Here is an 18,932-nt window from a genome sequence, read left to right as displayed (position 1 = left end):
AGGGCCCCGGGCGCCAGCAGCGCGAGGACAGGCCGCAGCAGGCCGACGCCCAGCAGGCCCAGCCGCAGAAGCAGAAACAGGACGGCGTGCAGGAGGAGTCCGCGCCGCGTCCGCCGCGCCAGGCCCGCAAGGGCAGGGGTCGCGGCGAAGGATCGCGCCGCGACCCGGCCACGGCCGATGAGGCCGCAGCCGAGGGGGCGGGGCCGCGCCGCCAGGCAGCTGCTACGGCCGCCGCCGCGACACCGGCGCCAGCGCCGGCAGCCGATGCGGCTCCGGCACCGGCACCGGCCCCTGCCGACGTTCCGGGACGGTCCGGATCCGGATCCGACGCCGCCGCATCGGCGATGACGGCGTCCGCGCAGCCCGAGCCGGGCAACGGCACCGACGGCACGGGCGACGATGCCAACGTCAGCGGCGAAGGCCGTCGTCGCCGTGGGCGTCGCGGCGGCCGCCGCCGCCGCCGCGGCACCGGCGAAGCCGCTGCCCCCGGAGCGATCGACGACGCCGGCACCGACCCCGTTGCCGCCGCCGACGACAGCCAACCCGAGTTCGACTTCGACGATGTGCCGAAGACCGCCCGCGCCAAGCGCCCGGCCGCCCCTGAGACCGAGGCTGCGTCGCCCGCCCAGGCACCGGCGGTGCCGGAGTCCGGCAAGCGCGACGCCGACGACCGACCCGCGCCGACTGCCGCGCAGCCGCCGGCCGGGCCGCAATCGGTCGCCGCGGCCGCCCCGCCTGCCGCCACCCCTGTCGCACGGTCCGAAGGCGCCGACGCGGCCTCGGGACCGGACGCGGCCTCCGCGAGTCCGCGGATCGACGCTACGCAGAGCGACGCCCCCTCGCCCGTGCCCGCGGCCGAGCCTGCCGTCGCCTCCGCGCCGGAGCCTGCCGTAGAGCCGCGCGCACCCCAGGTCGAGCCGGAAGCCTCCTTGGAGAGCGACGAGGCGGAAACATCGGCAGGCGAAGGCAGCGGAAGGCTTCCGGCCGCAACCGCCGGGCACCCCCCCGCGCCGACCGCAGCGGCGGTCCCCGCCCCCGTGATTGCTCCGGCTCCGGCTGCTGCTCCGGCTCCGATCCCGACTCCGACTCCACCGCCCCCTGCCCCTGCTCCTGCGTCGTCGCCGACCGAACCGGCTTCGGCTTCGGCACCCGCCGCACAGGAGGCGGCCGAAGCGCCGGCACCACGTGCGCCCGGACTGTTCGACACGATGCCCGTGCCCCATGCGCCAGCGGAGACCGCCGCCGCGGCACTGGACGGCGACGCCGAAGGAGAACGCGAAGGCGAACGCGACGAGGAAGACGGGCCGAACGGACAGGACCACCAGGACCGCGACCGGCACGCCCCCGGCACCTGAGCGACGCACCCGCGCAGGCGCCCTATAGCGTCTGCGCGGGATCGCTGAGCCCGTACTGGCTGGCCAGGCGCGCCAGCGCGATGCTGTCCTGGATCTGCAGTTTGTCGAACATGCGGGTCTTGTGCGTGTTGACGGTCTTGGCGCTCACGCTCAACCGCTTGGCGATCTGCTCCTGGCGCAGGCCCTGGATCAGCAGCATGGCGATCTCCAGCTCGCGCATCGACAGCGCGTCGAAGGGGCTCTCGACGCCGTCGAGTCCCGACAGCGCGAGGTTCTGGGCGATGCTGCTGGCCAGGTAGCGCTTGCCCGCCGCCACCGCGCGCACCGCGCGCAACAGTTCGCCCGCATCGCCGCCCTTGCCGACGTAGCCGGATGCTCCCGCCTCGATCAGTCGCTTGGGCATCGGCCCGTCCTCGAGCACCGACACCACGATCACGCGCGGACCGTAGCCGCCCTTGACGATGCGTTCGGTCACCTCGAGCCCGCTGACGCCGGGCAGGTGCAGGTCGCACAGCACCACGTCCGGCTTGAGGCTGCGGATCTCTGGCAGCGCCAGCTCGCCGCTCTCGGCTTCGCCGACGACCTCGATATCGGCCTCGCCGGCCAGGATCATGCGCATTCCGGTGCGCACCAGTGCATGGTCGTCGACCATGTAGACGCGGATGGTCATCCTTGCCCCCTCCAGATCGCGAATTCCCCTGGCGTCAGGCTAGCGCCCGGGGGCCGCGCCGGCAAGCAGAACCCAGACAAGATCCGCTCGCGCGCGGGACGCGGCGCCGCGTTCAGGCCAGCGTGGTATCGAGCAGCATCATCAGCACGAAGCCCAGCATCAGCCCTCCGGTGGCCGCGGCCTCGTGGCCCTTGCGATGCGACTCCGGAATGATCTCGTGACTGACCACGAACAGCATCGCCCCCGCGGCGAACGCGAGGCCCCAGGGCAGCAGCGCCTGCGAAACGCCCACCACCATCGCCGCCAGCACCGCGGCCGCCGGCTCGACCAGCCCCGAGAGCATGCCGATGGCGATCGCCACGCCGCGGCCGTAGCCGGCGGCGATCAGCGCCACCGCCACCACCATGCCCTCCGGAATGTCCTGGATCGCGATGCCGGTGGCCAGCGTCTCCGCGTTCGCGGCGCTGGGCCCGGCATAGGCCACGCCGATCGCCAGACCCTCGGGGATGTTGTGCAGCACGATCGCGAACACGAACAGCCAGCTCCGGCGCAGGGTTCGCGCGGTCTGGCCCTCGACGCCCTTGATGAAGTGTTCGTGCGGCACCAGGCGCTCGACCAGCAGCAGCACGGCCGCACCGAGCAGCACGCCAGCGCCCATCGTGGCTCCCGCCTCCCACGGGCCCGCGCCGCCGGCGCGCGCCGCCTCGATGCCTGGGCCGATCAGCGAGAACGACACCGCCGCCAGCATCACCCCGGCGCCGAAGCCGAACAGGCCGTCGAGGACGCGGTCGGTCAGCCGCTGCGAGAACCACACCGGCAGCGTGCCGAGCGCGGTCGCCGCCGCCGCCATCGACCCGGCCAGGAACGCATCGAATACCGGCTGCGGGTACTCGGTCTGCAGCATCCGCCACAGCGACTGCAGCATCGCGAACAGGCCCAGTACCACGATGGCGAAGCCGAGCAGGCGTCGCAGCGTGGCCGGTGGCGGCAGGTGCGGGGCGTGCATGCGCGGATGATCGCACCAATCCGCCGCGCCGGCGCAACGATCAGGGTGCCGCGGGTCCTCCCCCGCCCGGCGCGGTCGCGGGGGTCGCCGGCGCGCGCTGCGTGGCGACGATTTCCGCCAGCAGCGCGTGGAGCTGGTCGCGGTAGCCGCCGCTGCCGGAGGGATGGCGCTCGTCCGAGGTCATCGCCACGGTCAGCTGGAGCGCGGGCACCACGTACAACATCTGGCCGCCGTACCCCCAGGCGTAGCGCACCTCCTCGCCGCCGATGCGGCGAAGGAACCAGCCATAGCCGTAGCCGTCGCCGCTGTAGCGCGAACGCGTGCGCGGCCGCCACGAGGCATCGACCCAGGCGCGCGGGATCACCTGCCGCCCGTCGGCGCTGCGCCCGCCATTGCGATACAGCTCGCCGAACGCCAGCAGCGACCGCGGCGTCATCGCCATCTGGTTGCCGCCGAAGCGGATGCCCTGCGGATCGCGATCCCAGGCGCTGATCGCGAAGCCCGGCTGCGCGCCGAGCCACTCGCGCGCGAGATCGAGCGCGTCGCGGCCGCTCGCACGGGTCAGGATGGCGGACAGCAGATGCGTGGAACCGGTCGAATACAGCATCTCCCCGCCCGGCTCGTCCTCGAACGGCCGCGCCAGCGCGGCGCGTACCCAGTCGTCGCTGGCCACCCAGCGGCCATAGTGCGAACCGGAGGTTCGCCCGAGGCCGGCCCGCATGCTCAGCAGGTGCGCGAGCGTGACCTCGTACAGGCGCGGGTCCGGGTCCGCGGGCAGCGCGTCCTCGAGCAACGGCGCGATCTTCTGCGCCTCGCCCGCGAGCAGCCCGCGTTCGATGGCGATGCCGACCAGCGCCGTCACCACCGGCTTGGACGCCGACTTGATGTTGGCCGGGCGCGCCGGGGAGTGGCCGCGGTATCCGCGTTCGGCCAGGACTTCGCCGTGGCGGGCGACGACCACGGTGCGCAGCGGGGCCAGGGCGGCGGCATCGTCCAGCACGTCGCCCAGCGTCGGCCTGGCCGATGCGGGGAGCGCCGGCAGGAGCAGGAACAGCGTCAGGGCGAGGAGCGGGAGTGGCGGAGAGAGTGGGATTCGAACCCACGGAAGGTTTGACCCTTCGCCGGTTTTCAAGACCGGTGCCTTAAACCACTCGGCCATCTCTCCGTATCGCTTGCCTCGCTTCGCGGCGGCGCGCTCAGCGGATTGTCGCATGCGCCGCGGCGGCGTCAGGCGTCCCGGCGCGCTGCATGGCGGCCAGCCGGCTCTGCTCGATCTCCGGGGTCTTGCCGCAGTGCTTGCAGTTCAGGCTGGACTCCTCGATCAGCGGCGGCAGCGTCTCGGCGAGATGGTCGATGAACACCCGCACGGCAGGCAGCAGGCCGCGGCGCGAGGCGAACACGGCATGGGCGATGCCCTGCGGCAGGCGCCACTCCGGCAGCACCACCTCGAGCTCGCCGCTGCGCACCGCATCGGCGCACAGGGTCTCAGGCAGCATGGTGATGCCCAGGCCCTGCCGCGCCAGCGCCATCAGCATCGGGAAGTCGAACCCGGCCACGCGCGGCTTGAGCTCGATGCGGCGCGTGGTGCCGTCGTTGCCCTGCAGGTCCCAGCGCTGGCTGACCTCGTCCTCGCCCATGGTCATGGTCGTGTGGTTCCTGAGCTCCTCCGGATCGCCAGGGCGGCCGGCCCGGTCGAGGTACCCGGGGCTGGCGACCAGCAGCTCCTGGATCTGGCCGAAGCTGCGCATGATCAGGCTGCCGTCGTCGTCGAGCTTGGAGCGCACCCGCACGGCGACGTCGAAGCCCTCGTTGATGACGTCGACGCGGCGGTTGCTGACGTGCAGCTGCACTCGCACCTGCGGGTACTTGGCCAGGAAATCCGGCAGCAGCTTGGGCATCGACTGCTGCGCGATACCCACTGGCACGCTGACCCGTACCGTGCCGCGCGGCTCGGCGCTGAGCCGGTCGACCACCTCGCGCGCGGCGGAGGCCTCGGCCAGCATCGACTGCGCGTGACGGTACACGCTCTGGCCGACGTCGGTGACGGCGAAGCGCCGGGTTGAACGCTGCAACAGGCGCACGCCGAGTTCGGTCTCGAGTTGGCTGATGCGGCGGCTGAGCCGCGATTTCGGGATCCCCAGCGCGCGCTCGGCGGCGGCGAAACCGCCGTGCTCGACCACCACGGCGAAGTAATAGAGATCGTTCAGGTCCTGCATGGGAGGCTCGCGATTGGAACGATGCATAGCATTAGAGCACCTTTATCCCACCCAGGCAACGACCTAGATTGGTCCCGTCGCGGCCATGCCGCTCCCTGGAGGACAGTCCCATGAAGCTGCTGCACATCGATTCCAGCATCGCCGGACCCGGCTCGGTGACCCGCGCTCTCGCCGCCGCCATCGTCGCGCCCTGGCGGGACTGCCCGGAAGGCACCGAGATCCTCTACCGCGATCTCGATGCAGCGCCGGTGGCGCATCTGCGCAGCCGCGCCGCCCCCGCCGCCGCTGACGGGGAGGCGGAACGCATCCTGCAGGAATTCCTCGATGCCGACGTGGTGGTGCTGGGCGCACCGATGTACAACTTCGGCATTCCCTCCACGCTCAAGGCCTGGATCGACCGCATCGCGGTGGCCGGGCGGACCTTCCGCTACACCTCGGACGGGCCCGAGGGGCTGGCCGGCAACAAGCGGGTGATCGTCGCCATCGGCAGCGGCGGCCTGCACGCCGGGCGGCCCGAGGATTTCGTCGAACCGTACCTGCGCCAGGTGTTCGGCTTCCTCGGCGTGACCGACCTCGCCTTCGTGCGCGCCGAGGGCGTGGCGCTGTCCGCGCAGCACCGCGAGCAGGCGATGGCGCGGGCGCTGGGCGAGATCCCGGCGCCGGGGCCGCTGCGGCTGGCGGCCTGACGGCGAGAGGAACGAGAAGCGGGCGACGACCAGGAGCGACCGCCGGGTCGTTGCCCGTTCCTCGCCGCTCGTTTCCCGCTCTTCAGGCGATGCGCTCGGCGCCGCCCATGTACGGCCGCAGCGCCTCGGGCACCTCGATCCCGCCGTCGGCCTGCTGGTAGTTCTCCATCACCGCGATCAGCGCGCGGCCGACGGCGACGCCGGAGCCGTTGAGGGTGTGCACCAGCTCGGGCCGGCCGCTGTCGGGATTGCGCCAGCGCGCCTGCATGCGCCGCGCCTGAAAGTCGCCGCAGTTGGAGACCGAGGAGATCTCGCGGTACGCCTGCTGCGACGGCAGCCAGACCTCCAGGTCCCAGGTCTTGCGCGCGGCGAAGCCCATGTCGCCGCTGCACAGCAGCATCCGCCGGTACGGCAGCCCCAGCTTCTCCAGCACGACCTCCGCGCAGCGGGTCATGCGCTCGTGCTCGGCGTCGCTGTCCTCGGGACGGGCGACGGCCACCAGCTCGACCTTCTCGAACTGGTGCTGTCGGATCATGCCGCGGGTATCGCGGCCGTGGCTACCGGCTTCAGCGCGGAAACACAGCGAATGCGCGGTCATCCGCAGCGGCAGGCGCGCGGCCTCGACGATTTCCTCGCGCACCAGGTTGGTGAGCGGGACTTCGGCGGTGGGGATCAGGTAGCGGCCGCCCACGGCGTTCTTCACGGCGTCCACCAAAGCCGAGCAATCGTAGCGATTGCCCTCGACGAGTCCGGCGGGAGCCGGCGGATCCGATGCGTCGACGACCGTTCGCGCCGCGTTGCGCAGCGCCTGCTGCGCCTCGTCGCCCAGGATGGACGTGTCGCCGAAGGTCCGGAACAGATCCTCCTCGAATTTCGGCAGCTGCCCGGTGCCCTGCATCGCCGGCGGGTTCACCAGCAGCGGGACGTTGGTCTCCTCGTAACCGTGCTCGCCGGTGTGCAGGTCGAGCATGAACTGCGCCAGCGCGCGATGCAGGCGCGCGAGCTGGCCGCGCAGCACGGTGAACCGCGCGCCGGACAGTTTCGCTCCGGCGTCGCCGTCGAGCCAGCCGTGGCGGGCGCCGAGCTCGACGTGATCGCGCACCTCGAAGTCGAAGCTGCGCGGCGTGCCCCAACGCGCCTGCTCGACGTTCTGCGATTCGTCGGTGCCGGCGGGCACCGTCGCATCCGGCAGGTTGGGGATTCCGAGCGCCAGCGTCTCGAGCTCGACCCGCAATGCCTCGAGCCGCGCCTCGCTGGTCCCGAGTTCTTCGCCGAAGCCGGCCACCTCGGCCAGCAGCGGGGCGATGTCCTCTCCGCGCGCCTTGGCCTGGCCGATGGCCTTGCTGCGGGTGTTGCGCAGGTTCTGCAGCTCCTGGGTGCGCACCTGCAGCTGCTTGCGCTCGGCCTCGAGCGATTTCAGCGCGTCCGCATCGAGCTCGAAACCGCGCGCTTCGCGCAGGCGCCGGGCGAGTTCGTCGGGATCGTTGCGCAGCAGGCTGGGATCGAGCATCGGGGTTCGCACGCGGTGGAGGGCCACCGATTATCGCCCGGGATCGCGATCGCTGCCGCCTCGACGACGGGAGCGGCTATGCCAGAATGCCGCGGTCCCCGTAACCGGTACGCAGGATGTCGACCCCGGAATCCAGCGAACGTCGCCGCTCGCCGCGCTTCCTGCTGCCGGTGCGGGCATGGCTGATCATCGCCGCCGCCTTCGCCGCCGGGCTGCTGCTGTCTGCGCTGTTGTGGCTCGGCCGCGACGAGGACCGCCCTGCCGCGCCGCTCGCCGGCCCGGCTCCGCAGGATGGGGCCGACCCCGCGCGGGCGCTGCCGGCGCCGCGCGCCGCCGACACCGACGGCGCCAGCGGTATGGCGGAGGCCGATCCCGCGGCCGTTCCGCGGCCGCTCGAACGGCCGCCGGCCCAGGACCCTACATCCGGGATCGATACCGCGCCGGCCGCCGAGGCGATGACGGCCATCGCCAGCCGCCCGCCAGTGGCGGTGGACACCCCCGCGCCCCGCTATCCGAGCGCGGCGCTGCGCCGCGGCGAGTCCGGGGAAGTGCTGCTGCGGGTGGAAGTCGCGGCGGACGGCCGCGCGCGGGCGGTGGAGGTGGTGCGCAGCAGCAGCTCCCGGGCGCTCGATCGCGCCGCGGTCGCCGCCGTCAGGCGCTGGCGCTTCCAGCCGGCCCTGCACGACGGCAGGCCGGTGGCCGGCACGGTGCAGGTACCGATCGACTTCAGCCCTGGCGGTTGAGGTCCCCGTACGTCCCTTCGAAGCGGTTGTTAAGCCGGACTAGACACCACCGTGACGCGGCGCGCACAACCGCTGTGGAACGCTCGTGCCGTCATCCTGAACAGGGGTACCCGTCATGTCCGATCCCATGAACCGCCCCACCGACTCCCGTCCCCCGCCGCCGCCGCAGGAGCCGCCCCCCGGCGAGCGCAAGAGCGCCAGTCCGCTGGTCTGGCTGCTGCTGCTGATCGCCCTGCTCGCGGTGGGCTGGTATTTCTACAGCCAGCGCGGCGCGGTCGAGCCGCCCGTCGAGCCTGCGGAGCCGATCGGCGAGCCGGCCGACATCGGCGACGGCACCCCGCCGCCCCCGGCGAGCGAGCGCGAGGACGCCGCGCGGCCACCGGCCTCGACGGCGACGCCCCCCGCCGACCGCCCGGCCGATCCGATCGAGCGCGTCGAGCCCGACTATCCGGTCGCCGCGCTGCGCGCGCAGGAAGAAGGCACGGTACTGCTGCGGGTGCAGGTCGACGCCCAGGGCAACCCCGGCGACGTGGAGATCGCCAGGAGCAGTCGCTCGCGCGAACTCGATCGCGCCGCGCGCGACGCGGTGCGCAGATGGCGCTTCAGCCCGGCGCTGGAAAACGGCCAGGCCGTGGCCTCCACGGTCGAAGTGCCGATCGACTTCCGGATGGACGCCCAGTAGGCGCGGTAGGGCGCGCGGCGAGCGCGGCCCCGCCGCCAGCGAGGCCGGCAGCGTCCACGGGGTCGTGGTCCAGATCGGCACCGCCACCGCGGTGCCCTCGTCGATCGTCGCGCCGAGCCGTCGCGCCCGGATCGAGCGCGCGCCAGGCGACGTCGAGCGCCGGCGGCTGCGCAACGCAGCGCGGCCGCAGCCGAGGGCGATCCGGGATCGATTGCGCGGTCGGCTGCGGTGGGCGCGCCGGCTCCGGCGTGCGCCGTGGGCGGCCGCTCCCGCGAGGTCGAACGCCCGCGCGATCGATGCGCCGTGGCCTGGGGCTCAGGCCGGACCGGCGTCCAACCCGAAGCCGGCACTTCGCGACAGCGGCTCGAAGCCCGGGAACGAGGTGGCGACGTTGGCGACGTCGCCGATCCGCACTTCGCCCGCCGCGCGCTGGGCGGCGACCGCGAACGCCATCGCCACGCGGTGGTCGCCGTGGCTGTCGACCTGCCCGCCGTGCAGCGCCCCACCATGGATCAGCGCGCCGTCGGGCGTCTCCTCGATCCGCGCGCCGAGCGCGCGCAGGCCTTCCGCCATGGCGGCGATACGGTCCGATTCCTTGACCCGCAGCTCGGCGGCGCCCTGTATCCGGGTCGTGCCGGCAGCGCAGGCGGCGGCCACGAACAGCACGGGGAATTCGTCGATCATGTCGGCGACGTGCGCTCGCGGCACCTCGATGCCGCGCAGCGGCGCATGGCGCACCCGCAGGTCGGCGACCGGCTCGCCGCCCTGTTCGCCGGGGTTCTCCTCGGCGATCTCCGCGCCCATCGCCCGCAGCACCTGCAGCAGGCCCGTGCGGCGCGGATTCATGCCCACCCTGCGCAGCACCAGTTCCGAGCCCGGCACCAGGCTGGCGGCCACCAGGAAGAAGGCCGCCGAGGAGAAGTCCGCGGGCACCGCGACGTCGGTGGCGCGCAGCCGGTGGCCGCCGCGCAGCCGGGCGAGACCCGGGGCGAACTCGATCGGCCAGCCGAACGCCGCCAGCATCCGCTCGCTGTAGTCGCGGGTCGGCTGCGGCTCGCGGACCACGGTTTCGCCGCGGGCGTACAGGCCCGCGAGCAGCACCGCGGACTTGACCTGGGCGCTGGCGACTTTTGCCGTAAAATCAATCGATTGCAACCCACTGTTCGCGTGAATCCGAAGGGGCGGCAGGCCACCGGGCGCACTGTCGATGCGCGCGCCCATGCGCGCCAGGGGCCCGGCCACCCTGCCCATCGGCCGCTTCGACAGCGAGGCGTCTCCGGTCAGCACCGAATCGAACGCCTGACCGCAGAGCAGGCCGGCGAGCAGGCGCATCGCAGTGCCCGCGTTGCCGCAGTCGAGCGGTCCGGACGCGGCCCGCAGCCCGTCGATGCCGGCGCCATGGACGATCCGGACGCCCTCGCCGGGGGCCTCGATGCGCACGCCGAGCCGGCGGAAGATCGCCTCGGTGGCGCGCGCGTCCTGCCCTTCCAGGAAACCGTCGATCCGCGACACGCCGTCGGCCAGCGAGGCGAGCATGATCGCCCGGTGCGAGACCGACTTGTCGCCCGGGACCAGCAGTTCGCCGCGCAGCGGCCCGCCGCCGCGGGCGCCCCAGTCGCGCCGTGCGCCCCCGCTCATGCGCCGGCCCCGTCGAGCGCCCGCAGCAGCCGCGCGTTCTCCTCGGCGGTACCGACGCTGATGCGCAGGCAGTCCGCCAGGCCGTAGCCGCCCATCGGCCGCACCACCACGCCCCGCGCCAGCAGCGCCGCCTCGACCGTCGCGGTGGCATCGCCGAACCCGACCAGCAGGAAATTGGTCTGCGAGGGATGGACGAAGCGGCCGCGCGCCCTCAGGGCCTCGGCCAGCTGCACGCGCTCGCGCGCATTGGCGTCCACGCCGCGCTGCAGGTGCGCCCGGTCCTGCAGCGTCGCGGTCGCCGCCGCCAGCGCCACCGCGCTGACGTTGAAGCTCTCGCGCAGCCGCTCCATCACCGCCACCAGCGCGGCGTCGGCGACCGCGTAGCCGATGCGCAGCCCGGCCAGCGCATGGGCCTTGCTGAAGGTCCGGGTGACGGCCAGGTTGCGGTATCGCGGCAGCAGCGACAGCGCGGATGCGTAGTCGGGGGCGTCGACGAACTCCGCGTAGGCCTCGTCGACCACCACCAGCACCTCCGGCGGCAGGCGCTCGAGCAGCCGCGCCAGCGCGTCGGCGCCGATCCAGGTGCCGGTGGGATTGTTGGGATTGGCCAGATACAGCAGCCGCGTATCGGTCCCCGCCGCGGCGAGCAGGGCATCGACGTCGTGGCCGCGCGCCATCGCGTGGCCGGCAGGCAGCGCCGGAGCGATGCGCAGCGGCGCGCCGGTCGCCTGCGCCGCCAGCGCGTACACCGCGAAGCCGTACTGCGACATCGCCACGCCGGCCCCCGGGCCGGCGAAGACCTGGGCGAACTGCATCAGCAGCTCGTGCGAGCCGTTGCCGAGCAGCAACTGCGCCGGCGCGACGCCGAGCCGCGCGGCGAGCGCCTGCCTGAGCTCGCCGCCGAGCGGGTCCGGATAGCGATGTGCGGAGTCCAGCGCATCGCGCGCCGCGGCCAGCGCCAGCGGGCTGGGGCCATAGGGATTCTCGTTGGCGCCGAGCTCGACCAGGCCGGCGCCGGAGCGCCGGCGCAGTGCCACCAGGTCGTGGCCCGGATCATAGGCCTTCAGCGCCCGGATCCCAGGCTGCGCCAGCGCAGCAAAGGATGCGTCGCCGCCTCTACCGATTCCCGATTCCCGAATCCCGATTCCCGGCTTCACGGCACCGCCACCGGGTAGGAACCGAGCACACGCACGTCGCCGGCGAACTCGTCGATCTCGTCCAGCGCGTCCTTCAGCGGCGACTCGTCGACGTGGCCGGCCACGTCGATGAAGAACGCGTACTGCCACAGCGCGCCGTGCGCCGGGCGCGACTCGATACGGTTCATGCTGATGTCGCGCCGCGCCAGCGGCTCGAGGATCTTGTACAGCGCGCCCGGCTGGTCGCGGATGAACACCATCAGCGAGGTGCGGTCGTGGCCCGAGGGCGGGAAGGATGCGCGGCCGATCACCAGAAAGCGGGTGGTGTTGTCGTCGCGGTCCTCGATCGGCCCGGCCACCACCTTCAGGCCGTAGACGTGGGCGGCATTCTCGCCGGCGATCGCCGCGGCGTCGTCGGCATTGCGGGCGCGGCGTGCGGCGTCGGCGTTGCTCGCCACCGCCTGCTTCTCGGCCAGCGGCAGATGCTGGCGCAGCCAAGACTTGCATTGCGCCAGCGAGAGCCCATGCGAGTACACCCGCTCGACGTCGTCGATGCGGCCGGTGCGCGAGAGCAGGTACTGGTGCACGCGCAGCTCCACCTCGCCGCAGATCTTCAGCGGCGAGGTCAGGAACAGGTCGAGCGTCGACTGGATGGTGCCCTGCCCCGAGTTCTCCACCGGCACCACGCCGAAATCGGCGGTGCCGGACGCGACCTCGTCGAACACTTCCTCGACGCTGGCCAGCGGCAGCCCGCGGGCGGAATGGCCGAAATGCTTGTGGACCGCCTGCTGCGAAAACGTGCCCTCCGGGCCGAGGTAGCCGACCTTGAGCGGCTCCTGCTGCGCCAGACAGGCCGACATGATCTCGCGGAACAGCCGCACCAGCACCTCGTCCGACAGCGGTCCGTCGTTGCGGTCGACCACCCGCCGCAGCACCTGCGCCTCGCGCTCCGGCCGGTAGTAGTCCACCGCGGCGGCGAGCTTGCCCTTGGCCTTGCCGACCTGGTGCGCCCACAGCGCGCGCTCGGCGATCAGCGCCTGGATCTCGCGGTCGATGCCGTCGATCTGCTCGCGCACCGCCGAAAGATCGGTGCCGGGCTCGCCCGGCTGTCCGGGGGTCCTCTTGCCTGCGGTCATGCCTGCTCTCTTGGGTGGATCGGGCTCGTTTCCCGTGCGGCGGCGGTCAGCCATGGCGCCGCCGGAACTCCTGCATGAAGTCGGTCAGCGCGCGCACGCCCTCCACCGGCATCGCGTTGTAGATCGACGCACGCATGCCGCCGAGCACGCGATGTCCCTTGAGTCCGATCAGCCCCGCCTCGCGGGCAGCCGCCAGGAACGGCGCGTCCAGCGCCGCGTCGTGCAGGAAGAACGGCACGTTCATGCGCGAGCGCGCGGCCGCGGCCACGTCGTTGCGGTAGAAGCCGCTGGACCCGTCGATCTCGCGGTACAGCAGTTCGGACTTCGCGGCGCTGCGGAGTGCGAACTCTTCCACCCCGCCCTCGGCCAGCATCCACTTCACGGTCAGTCCGAGCATGTACCAGTTCCAGCTCGGCGGGGTGTTGAGCATCGAATCGGCGGCCAGCTGCAGGCGATAGTCGAAGATGTCGGCGCGCGGCTGGCCGGCGCGCTCGAGCAGCTCGCGGCGCACGATCACCACGCCGATGCCGACCGGCCCCAGGTTCTTCTGCGCACCGGCATAGACCACGCCGTAGCGGGCGATGTCGAGCGGTTCGGACGCGATGCTGGAACTGAAGTCGGCGAACAGCGGCACCTCGCCGACATCCGGCGCTTCGCGGAACTCGACGCCGTGGATGGTCTCGTTGGCGGTGATGTGGACGTAGGCCGCGTCCTCGGACAGGCGCCAGTCCGCGCGCGCGGGCACGTCGCGAAAACCTTCGGCCTCGCCGCTGGCGGCGATGCGCAGATCCACGTACGGCGCCGCCTGGCGCAGCGCGGTCCGGCCCCAGTGCCCGGTGACGACGTAGTCGGCCGGCTGCCCTGCGGCGGCGAAGTTCAGTGCGATCAGGGCCTGCTGGGTGGTGGCGCCGCCGCCGACGAACAGCACCGCGTAGTCGTCGGGTACGCCGACCAGGCGACGCAGATCGGCCTCGGCCTCGGCCGCCACCGCCATGAACTCCGGGCCGCGGTGGCTCAGTTCGACGATCGACGCGCCTGCGGCGCGCCACTCGAGCATCTCCTGCTGGGCCTGGCGCAGGACGGGCTCGGGCAGCGCCGCGGGGCCGGCGCTGAAGTTGTACGCTCGCGACATCGGTAGCCTTTCGCTGGATCACGGCGGGCCCGTAGTATGCCGCAGCGCATCAATCCTGTGCGGCGCAACCTTCTCCCCGCTACGGTGTCCAATCCCGCTGCGATCAGCCCGGAGCCACGCCATGAACCTGCGCGACGCCCTGCGGATTCCCGCCGCGGAGGTTACCGATGAGACCGTCTATCGTTCGCGGCGCCGGCTGCTGGCGGCCTTCGCCGGCGCCCCGGCGCTGGGCCTGGCCGGCTGCGCCGGCGCCGAGCCGCCGCCTCCGGCGCGATCGGTGCCCGATGCCGCCCAGGTGCGCGCCGGTTTCGACACCGACGAGGAGCCGACGCGCTTCGAGGACGCCAGCACCTACAACAACTTCTACGAGTTCGGCACCGGCAAGGCCGACCCTTCGCGCGCGGCGCGCACGCTGCGGCTTTCGCCCTGGAACGTGGCCGTTGGCGGAGAGTGCGAGCGCCCCGGCACCCTGGCGCTCGATGAACTGCTCGCGGGGCTGCTGCCGGAGGAGCGCACCTATCGGCTGCGCTGCGTGGAAGGCTGGTCGATGGTGATCCCATGGCTCGGGGTGCCGCTGGGCACGGTACTGCGGCGCTTCGCACCGACATCGAAGGCGAAGTACGTCGCCTTCGCCACCCTCGCCGACCGCGAGCAGATGCCGGGCATCCGCTACCGCTCGATCGACTGGCCCTACCGCGAGGGCCTGCGCATCGACGAGGCCATGCATCCGTTGAGCCTGCTCGCCACCGGCATGTACGGCCGGCCGCTGCCGCAGCAGAACGGCGCGCCGCTGCGGCTGGTGGTGCCCTGGAAGTACGGCTTCAAGAGCATCAAGTCGATCGTCGCGATCGACTTCGTCGAACGCATGCCGCCGACCGCCTGGAACGATCTGCAGCCTTCCGAGTACGGCTTCTTCTCCAACGTTAATCCGCAGGTCGACCACCCGCGCTGGAGCCAGAAGACCGAGCGCCGCATCGCCGGCAGCGCCGGCAAGCTGTTCGCCAACCGCATCGAGACGCGGATGTTCAACGGCTATGCCGACCAGGTGGCCTCGATGTACGCGGGCATGGACCTGAAAAAGTGGTTTTGAGCCGACGGCTCCCCGGCCGGCCCATGGTCCCACCCAAATCCTCGCTCGTCCTCGCCAAGACCGCCGTCCATGCCCTCGCGCTGACGCCGCTCGCGATCCTCTCCTGGCAGTTCTGGCAGGTGTTCGGCGAGGCCGACATCGATGCGCTCGGCGCGGATCCGGTGGCCGAGATCGAGCACCGGCTCGGCATCTGGGCGCTGCGCCTGCTGCTCGTCGCCCTGGCGGTCACGCCGCTGCGGCAGATCACCGGCCAGCCGCTGCTGATCCGCTTCCGCCGCATGCTTGGGCTGTACGCGTTCGCCTATGCCAGCCTGCATTTCTCCGCCTGGCTGGTGCTGGACCTGGGCGGGTACTGGACGATGCTGTTCGAGGAGATCGTCAAGCGGCCCTACATCACCGTCGGCTTCGCCGCCTGGCTGTTGCTGCTGCCGCTGGCGATCACCTCGACCCGCGGCTGGATGCGGCGGCTCGGGCGCAACTGGGGCCGTCTGCACAGGCTGGTGTACGCCATCGCCGTGCTGGCGGTGCTGCACTTCTGGTGGATCGTGAAATCGGACATCCGCGAGCCGCTGCTGTACGCATCGATCCTGGCGCTGCTGCTCGGCTGGCGGCTGTGGCGCAGGCTGCGCCGGACGGCGGTTCAGCCGCTGCCGTAGAGCAGCAGCAGGCTGAGCAGCGCCGCCAGCCCCAGCGCCGCCAGCAGCAGCCAGGGAAGGCGCCAGCCGCGTCGCGACGCCGCGGCCGGCGTCGGGGCGGGCCCGGCCGAGTCCTCGCGCGCGACCGCCTCGGCGATCGGCTCCTGCCCGGCGAAGGCGCGCACCGGCGCCTCCACCACGAAGCGATGGTGCGAATCGAACACCACCTGGTCGCCGGGTAGCAGCAGCGCGTCGCGGACCGCCTCGCCGTTGACCAGGCTGCCCTCGTCGGAGCCGAGGTCGCGCAGGAGCACGCCGCCTTCGCCGATCTCCAGCCGCGCGTGGCGCTCGGCGAATGCGGCATCGTCGATGCGGATGTCAGCCTCGGCCGCGCGCCCGACGGTGCGCGGGTGCTCCAGGGTGAAGCTGCGCCCGTGGTGCTGGCCGCCGATCCCGCGCAGCACCACCCGCGGGTCGGGGCTCCCGTCCCGCGCCGCCGGCGCAGCCGCGGCGCGGCGACGCTCGCCGACCAGTCGCATCTCGATCCCGTCGACGTAGATCGCATCGCCGATGCGCAGCATCGCCAGGCGGCGGATCTCGCGCCCGTTGACGTGCACGCCGCGCTCGCCTTCGGACACCGACAGCCAGACGCCACGGCGGTCGACGCAGAAGCGCACCACCGCCGGCTGGCCGGGCGCCACCACGTCCAGGTCGCCGCGCGCGCGCGCGCGCCCGATGCCGTACATGCCGATGCCGAGCGGGAGGTCGGGCCGGGCGGCCGAGGCGAATCGAAGCTTCAGGACTTCCATCCGGCGGGAATCTAGCACGCCGCCCCGCTTTGACAGCGGCCGCAAGGACGCCAGAATGGGCGCCCGCAACCAGCGAGCCGCGCCATGTCAGGTATCGACATCCACCACCCCCACTCCCTGCCGATGCCCGAGGCGCGCGCGCGGATCGACGAGGTGGCGCAGAAGCTCTCCGAGCGCTTCGGCCTGGAATGCGCCTGGGAGGGCGACAGCCTGGGATTCGAGCGCTCCGGGGTGCAGGGCCGCATCGACCTGGCCCCGGACGAACTGCACGTGACCGCGAAGCTCGGCTTCCTGCTGTCGGCGATGCATGGGCCGATCGAGGGGGAGATCCGACGGGTGCTGGAGGAGAAGTTCGCGGCCTGAGCGGCGCTCAGTCCGGCTCGAACGGCGCCGGATGCCCTGCGAACAACCGCTGCATGGCGCGGTGCTCCTCCTCGCCGATCTCGGCGACAAAGCCCTCCACGTCGCCCAGCTGCTCGAACGCCGCATAGCCGCGGTCGAGGAATCCCTGCAGCTCGCTGAGCCCGGCCAGCCGCGCCGGGCCACGCGAGAACGCCAGCAGCGCGGCCACGCCGCGCTGTTTCAGGGCGCGGCCGAAGCCGGTGCCGACCTCCTCGATCAGCGCGATCTGGTGCGCCCGCAGCCGCGGCAGCCCGACTTCGCGGTAGGCGCGGCCGTAGAGGTCCTGGCCCAGGCGCCGGCCGCGCGGCGCCAGCCGCTGCAGCGCTTCGGCCATGCGCAGGTCCAGGGCCTGGCTCAGCGCGCCCAGTTCGATCGCCGAGGCGATGGTGTCCAGCAGCCGCGCCGGCAGCAGCTTCTGCATCATCGGGATCACCCGCACGATGTCGGCGTCGCGGCGGGCGAAATCGTGGTCGCCGTAGACGTCGCTCAGGAAGAATTGCGCCGCGGCCCGGCGCCGCGGGTCGTCGAGGAACCGGGCGAAGCTGCGCTGCAGCCGCCGCGCCTGCCAGCGCCGCAGCTCCGGCAGCCAGCGCAGTCCGTTGCGCGGGTCGACGGCCGGATCGTGCAGGGCCTGGTGCCAGCCGACCCGGCGCGACAGCCGCAAGATGACATCGTGTTGGCGCGACATGGCGCCATGATCGGCGCGCGCGCGGCGCCGGGGCAAGCCCGCACCGCGCGGTTACACTGCCCCGCTCCTCCCGGGTCCGACCGCATGCTCTCACTGCATCCCGCCCTGCGCCGGCCGCGCCGCCGCCGCCCGCCGCGCATCGGCCTGGCCGTCGCCGGCGGCGGGCCGATCGGCGGCATGTACGAACTCGGCGCCCTGCGCGCCCTCGACGAGGCCCTGGAAGGCTTCGATCCCACCGGCCTGGACTGCTACGTCGGCATCAGCAGCGGCGCGTTCCTCGCCGCCGGCCTGGCCAACCGCATCGATACCGCGGCGCTGTGCCGGATCCTCATCACCGGCGACAGCGACGACGTGCGCTTCCGTCCCGAGATGTTCATGCGCCCGGCGCTGCCGGAGTACCTGCGCCGCGTCGCGGGTCTGCCGCGACTGAGCCTGCATTGGTGGCGCCACCGACTCGGGCTGGATGGCCCGCGCCGCGCCTCGGGCCCCGGCATCGGCGGGATGCTGCCCACGGGCCTGTTCGACAACCGCGGCCTCGAGCGCTTCCTGCGCGGCGTGCTGACCCGGCGCGGACGCAGCAACGACTTCCGCCGGCTCGACGGCCGCCTCCACGTGGTCGCCGTGGACCTGGACACCGGCGAGCCGGTGCTGTTCGGCGGCGACGGCTGGGACGACGTGCCGATCTCGGTGGCGGTGCAGGCCAGCGCGGCGCTGCCCGGGCTGTACCCCCCGGTCGAGGTCCGCGGCCGCCATTTCGTCGACGGCGCCCTGCGCCGCACCCTGCATGCCTCGGTGCTGCTGGAGCGCGGCGTCGACCTGCTGATCGGCATCAATCCGCTGGTGCCGTTCAACAACAGCCTTCCCGAACGTGGCGCCGCCGACGGGCGGGGCCCCCGGCGCCTGGCCGATCGCGGGCTGCCCGCGGTGCTCTCGCAGACCTTCCGCACCCTGCTGCAGTCGCGCATGGAGGTGGGGCTGGCGAGGTACGCGCGCCAGTACCCCGGCGTGGACCAGATGGTGTTCGAGCCTGGCGAAGCCGACGGCGAGCTGTTCTTCGCCAACGCCTTCAGCTTCTCTTCGCGGCAGCGCATCTGCGAACTGGCCTACCGCAACACGCTGTCCGACCTGCGCCGCCGCGCCGGCGAACTGGAGCCGCTGCTGGCCGCGCACGGGATCCGGCTGCGCGCCGCGGTGCTGGACGACGAGGAACGCGGTCTGGTCGACGGCCTGCAGGCGCCGCCGCCGCGCAGCACCGAGACCACGGCACGCCTGCGCCGCGCGCTCGACGATACCGAGCGCCTGGTCGCCGCGCGCCGTCCGCGGCGCCCGCGGAAGGCTCCGCCGGTGGTGTGAATGCTCTAGACGCCGCCGTGATGCTCTGCCCCGTACCCTAGCCGC

At 72.7% G+C, this 18,932-nt stretch carries 17 protein-coding genes, 1 tRNA gene and 2 pseudogenes; 8 read left to right on the top strand and 12 right to left on the bottom strand.

The annotated features are described in order from the left end of the window. Nucleotides 1-1,355 (top strand): annotated as a pseudogene (locus H0E84_RS06595) (hypothetical protein); the annotation flags it as partial. Nucleotides 1,356-1,377: 22 nt separating this feature from the next. Here H0E84_RS06595 and H0E84_RS06590 read toward each other — a convergent pair. The 5 genes and pseudogenes from H0E84_RS06590 to H0E84_RS06570 all read right to left on the bottom strand — a co-directional run. Next, a complete protein-coding gene (locus H0E84_RS06590; protein ID WP_180677845.1) occupies nt 1,378-2,025 on the bottom strand; it encodes a response regulator in 648 nt (215 codons plus the stop codon). Between the two features lie 112 nt (nt 2,026-2,137). Beyond that, nucleotides 2,138-3,031, bottom strand: a complete 894-nt coding sequence (locus H0E84_RS06585; RefSeq protein WP_180677844.1) for a ZIP family metal transporter — start codon at nt 3,029-3,031, stop codon at nt 2,138-2,140. Nucleotides 3,032-3,071: 40 nt separating this feature from the next. Then, nucleotides 3,072-4,031: a serine hydrolase gene (locus H0E84_RS06580; RefSeq protein WP_180677843.1), complete on the bottom strand. Its 960-nt coding sequence runs from the start codon at nt 4,029-4,031 to the stop codon at nt 3,072-3,074. A gap of 75 nt (nt 4,032-4,106) precedes the next feature. After that, nucleotides 4,107-4,196: transfer RNA gene (locus H0E84_RS06575), tRNA-Ser, on the bottom strand. A gap of 133 nt (nt 4,197-4,329) precedes the next feature. Next, nucleotides 4,330-5,247, bottom strand: a pseudogene (locus H0E84_RS06570) (LysR family transcriptional regulator); the annotation flags it as partial. Between the two features lie 110 nt (nt 5,248-5,357). Here H0E84_RS06570 and H0E84_RS06565 point away from each other — a divergent pair. Further along, nucleotides 5,358-5,933 (top strand): FMN-dependent NADH-azoreductase, encoded by a 576-nt coding sequence (locus H0E84_RS06565; protein ID WP_180677841.1) that lies wholly within the window; start codon nt 5,358-5,360, stop codon nt 5,931-5,933. An 82-nt stretch (nt 5,934-6,015) separates the two neighbouring features. Here the strand turns inward: H0E84_RS06565 and serS are convergent, their stop codons facing one another. Continuing rightward, nucleotides 6,016-7,443, bottom strand: coding sequence for a serine--tRNA ligase (serS, locus tag H0E84_RS20435; RefSeq protein WP_180677840.1), 1,428 nt, complete (start codon nt 7,441-7,443; stop codon nt 6,016-6,018). 116 nt (nt 7,444-7,559) lie between these two features. On the opposite strand from serS, the gene H0E84_RS06555 reads away from it, so the two are divergent. Then, on the top strand, nt 7,560-8,186 hold the full coding sequence (locus H0E84_RS06555; RefSeq protein ID WP_180677839.1) for an energy transducer TonB: 627 nt from the start codon (nt 7,560-7,562) through the stop codon (nt 8,184-8,186). Between the two features lie 115 nt (nt 8,187-8,301). Next, nucleotides 8,302-8,868 carry an energy transducer TonB gene (locus tag H0E84_RS06550; RefSeq protein WP_180677838.1) on the top strand — a complete coding sequence of 189 codons (567 nt, stop codon included), beginning with the start codon at nt 8,302-8,304 and terminating at the stop codon, nt 8,866-8,868. A gap of 315 nt (nt 8,869-9,183) precedes the next feature. On the opposite strand, the gene aroA is transcribed toward H0E84_RS06550, so the two are convergent. From aroA to serC, 4 genes are read right to left on the bottom strand one after another with little or no spacing between them, the layout of a single operon-like run. Further along, complete coding sequence (aroA, locus tag H0E84_RS06545) at nt 9,184-10,506, bottom strand: 3-phosphoshikimate 1-carboxyvinyltransferase (protein ID WP_180677837.1); 1,323 nt, start codon at nt 10,504-10,506, stop codon at nt 9,184-9,186. Further along, nucleotides 10,503-11,663, bottom strand: a complete 1,161-nt coding sequence (hisC, locus tag H0E84_RS06540) for a histidinol-phosphate transaminase (RefSeq protein ID WP_180677836.1) — start codon at nt 11,661-11,663, stop codon at nt 10,503-10,505. Before hisC ends, aroA begins: the two co-directional genes overlap by 4 nt. Then, nucleotides 11,660-12,832: a prephenate dehydratase gene (pheA, locus tag H0E84_RS06535; protein ID WP_180677835.1), complete on the bottom strand. Its 1,173-nt coding sequence runs from the start codon at nt 12,830-12,832 to the stop codon at nt 11,660-11,662. The genes hisC and pheA overlap by 4 nt, the downstream gene beginning before the upstream one ends. Beyond that, nucleotides 12,825-13,910, bottom strand: coding sequence for a 3-phosphoserine/phosphohydroxythreonine transaminase (gene serC / locus H0E84_RS06530; RefSeq protein WP_180677834.1), 1,086 nt, complete (start codon nt 13,908-13,910; stop codon nt 12,825-12,827). Before serC ends, pheA begins: the two co-directional genes overlap by 8 nt. Before the next feature lie 121 nt (nt 13,911-14,031). Between serC and msrP the strand changes: the two genes are divergently transcribed. After that, nucleotides 14,032-15,000 carry a protein-methionine-sulfoxide reductase catalytic subunit MsrP gene (gene msrP / locus H0E84_RS06525; protein WP_180677833.1) on the top strand — a complete coding sequence of 323 codons (969 nt, stop codon included), beginning with the start codon at nt 14,032-14,034 and terminating at the stop codon, nt 14,998-15,000. Between the two features lie 23 nt (nt 15,001-15,023). Continuing rightward, a complete protein-coding gene (msrQ, locus tag H0E84_RS06520; RefSeq protein WP_180677832.1) occupies nt 15,024-15,656 on the top strand; it encodes a protein-methionine-sulfoxide reductase heme-binding subunit MsrQ in 633 nt (210 codons plus the stop codon). Here the strand turns inward: msrQ and H0E84_RS06515 are convergent. Next, entirely contained in the window at nt 15,641-16,444 is an 804-nt protein-coding gene (locus tag H0E84_RS06515) for an FHA domain-containing protein (RefSeq protein WP_180677831.1), read from the bottom strand. The two genes, msrQ and H0E84_RS06515, sit on opposite strands and share 16 nt — an antisense overlap. A gap of 84 nt (nt 16,445-16,528) precedes the next feature. On the opposite strand from H0E84_RS06515, the gene H0E84_RS06510 reads away from it, so the two are divergent. Continuing rightward, complete coding sequence (locus tag H0E84_RS06510; protein ID WP_180677830.1) at nt 16,529-16,807, top strand: polyhydroxyalkanoic acid system family protein; 279 nt, start codon at nt 16,529-16,531, stop codon at nt 16,805-16,807. 7 nt (nt 16,808-16,814) lie between these two features. Here the strand turns inward: H0E84_RS06510 and H0E84_RS06505 are convergent, their stop codons facing one another. Beyond that, a complete protein-coding gene (locus H0E84_RS06505) occupies nt 16,815-17,534 on the bottom strand; it encodes a DUF8198 family protein (RefSeq protein WP_180677829.1) in 720 nt (239 codons plus the stop codon). A gap of 84 nt (nt 17,535-17,618) precedes the next feature. Here H0E84_RS06505 and H0E84_RS06500 point away from each other — a divergent pair, with 84 nt between their 5' ends. Next, complete coding sequence (locus H0E84_RS06500; protein WP_180677828.1) at nt 17,619-18,887, top strand: patatin-like phospholipase family protein; 1,269 nt, start codon at nt 17,619-17,621, stop codon at nt 18,885-18,887. Nucleotides 18,888-18,932: the final 45 nt, after the last annotated feature.

The sequence above is a fragment of the Luteimonas salinisoli genome (assembly GCF_013425525.1).
Taxonomy (GTDB): Bacteria; Pseudomonadota; Gammaproteobacteria; order Xanthomonadales; family Xanthomonadaceae; genus Luteimonas; species Luteimonas salinisoli.
This window is presented reverse-complemented; position numbering and strand designations above follow the sequence as displayed.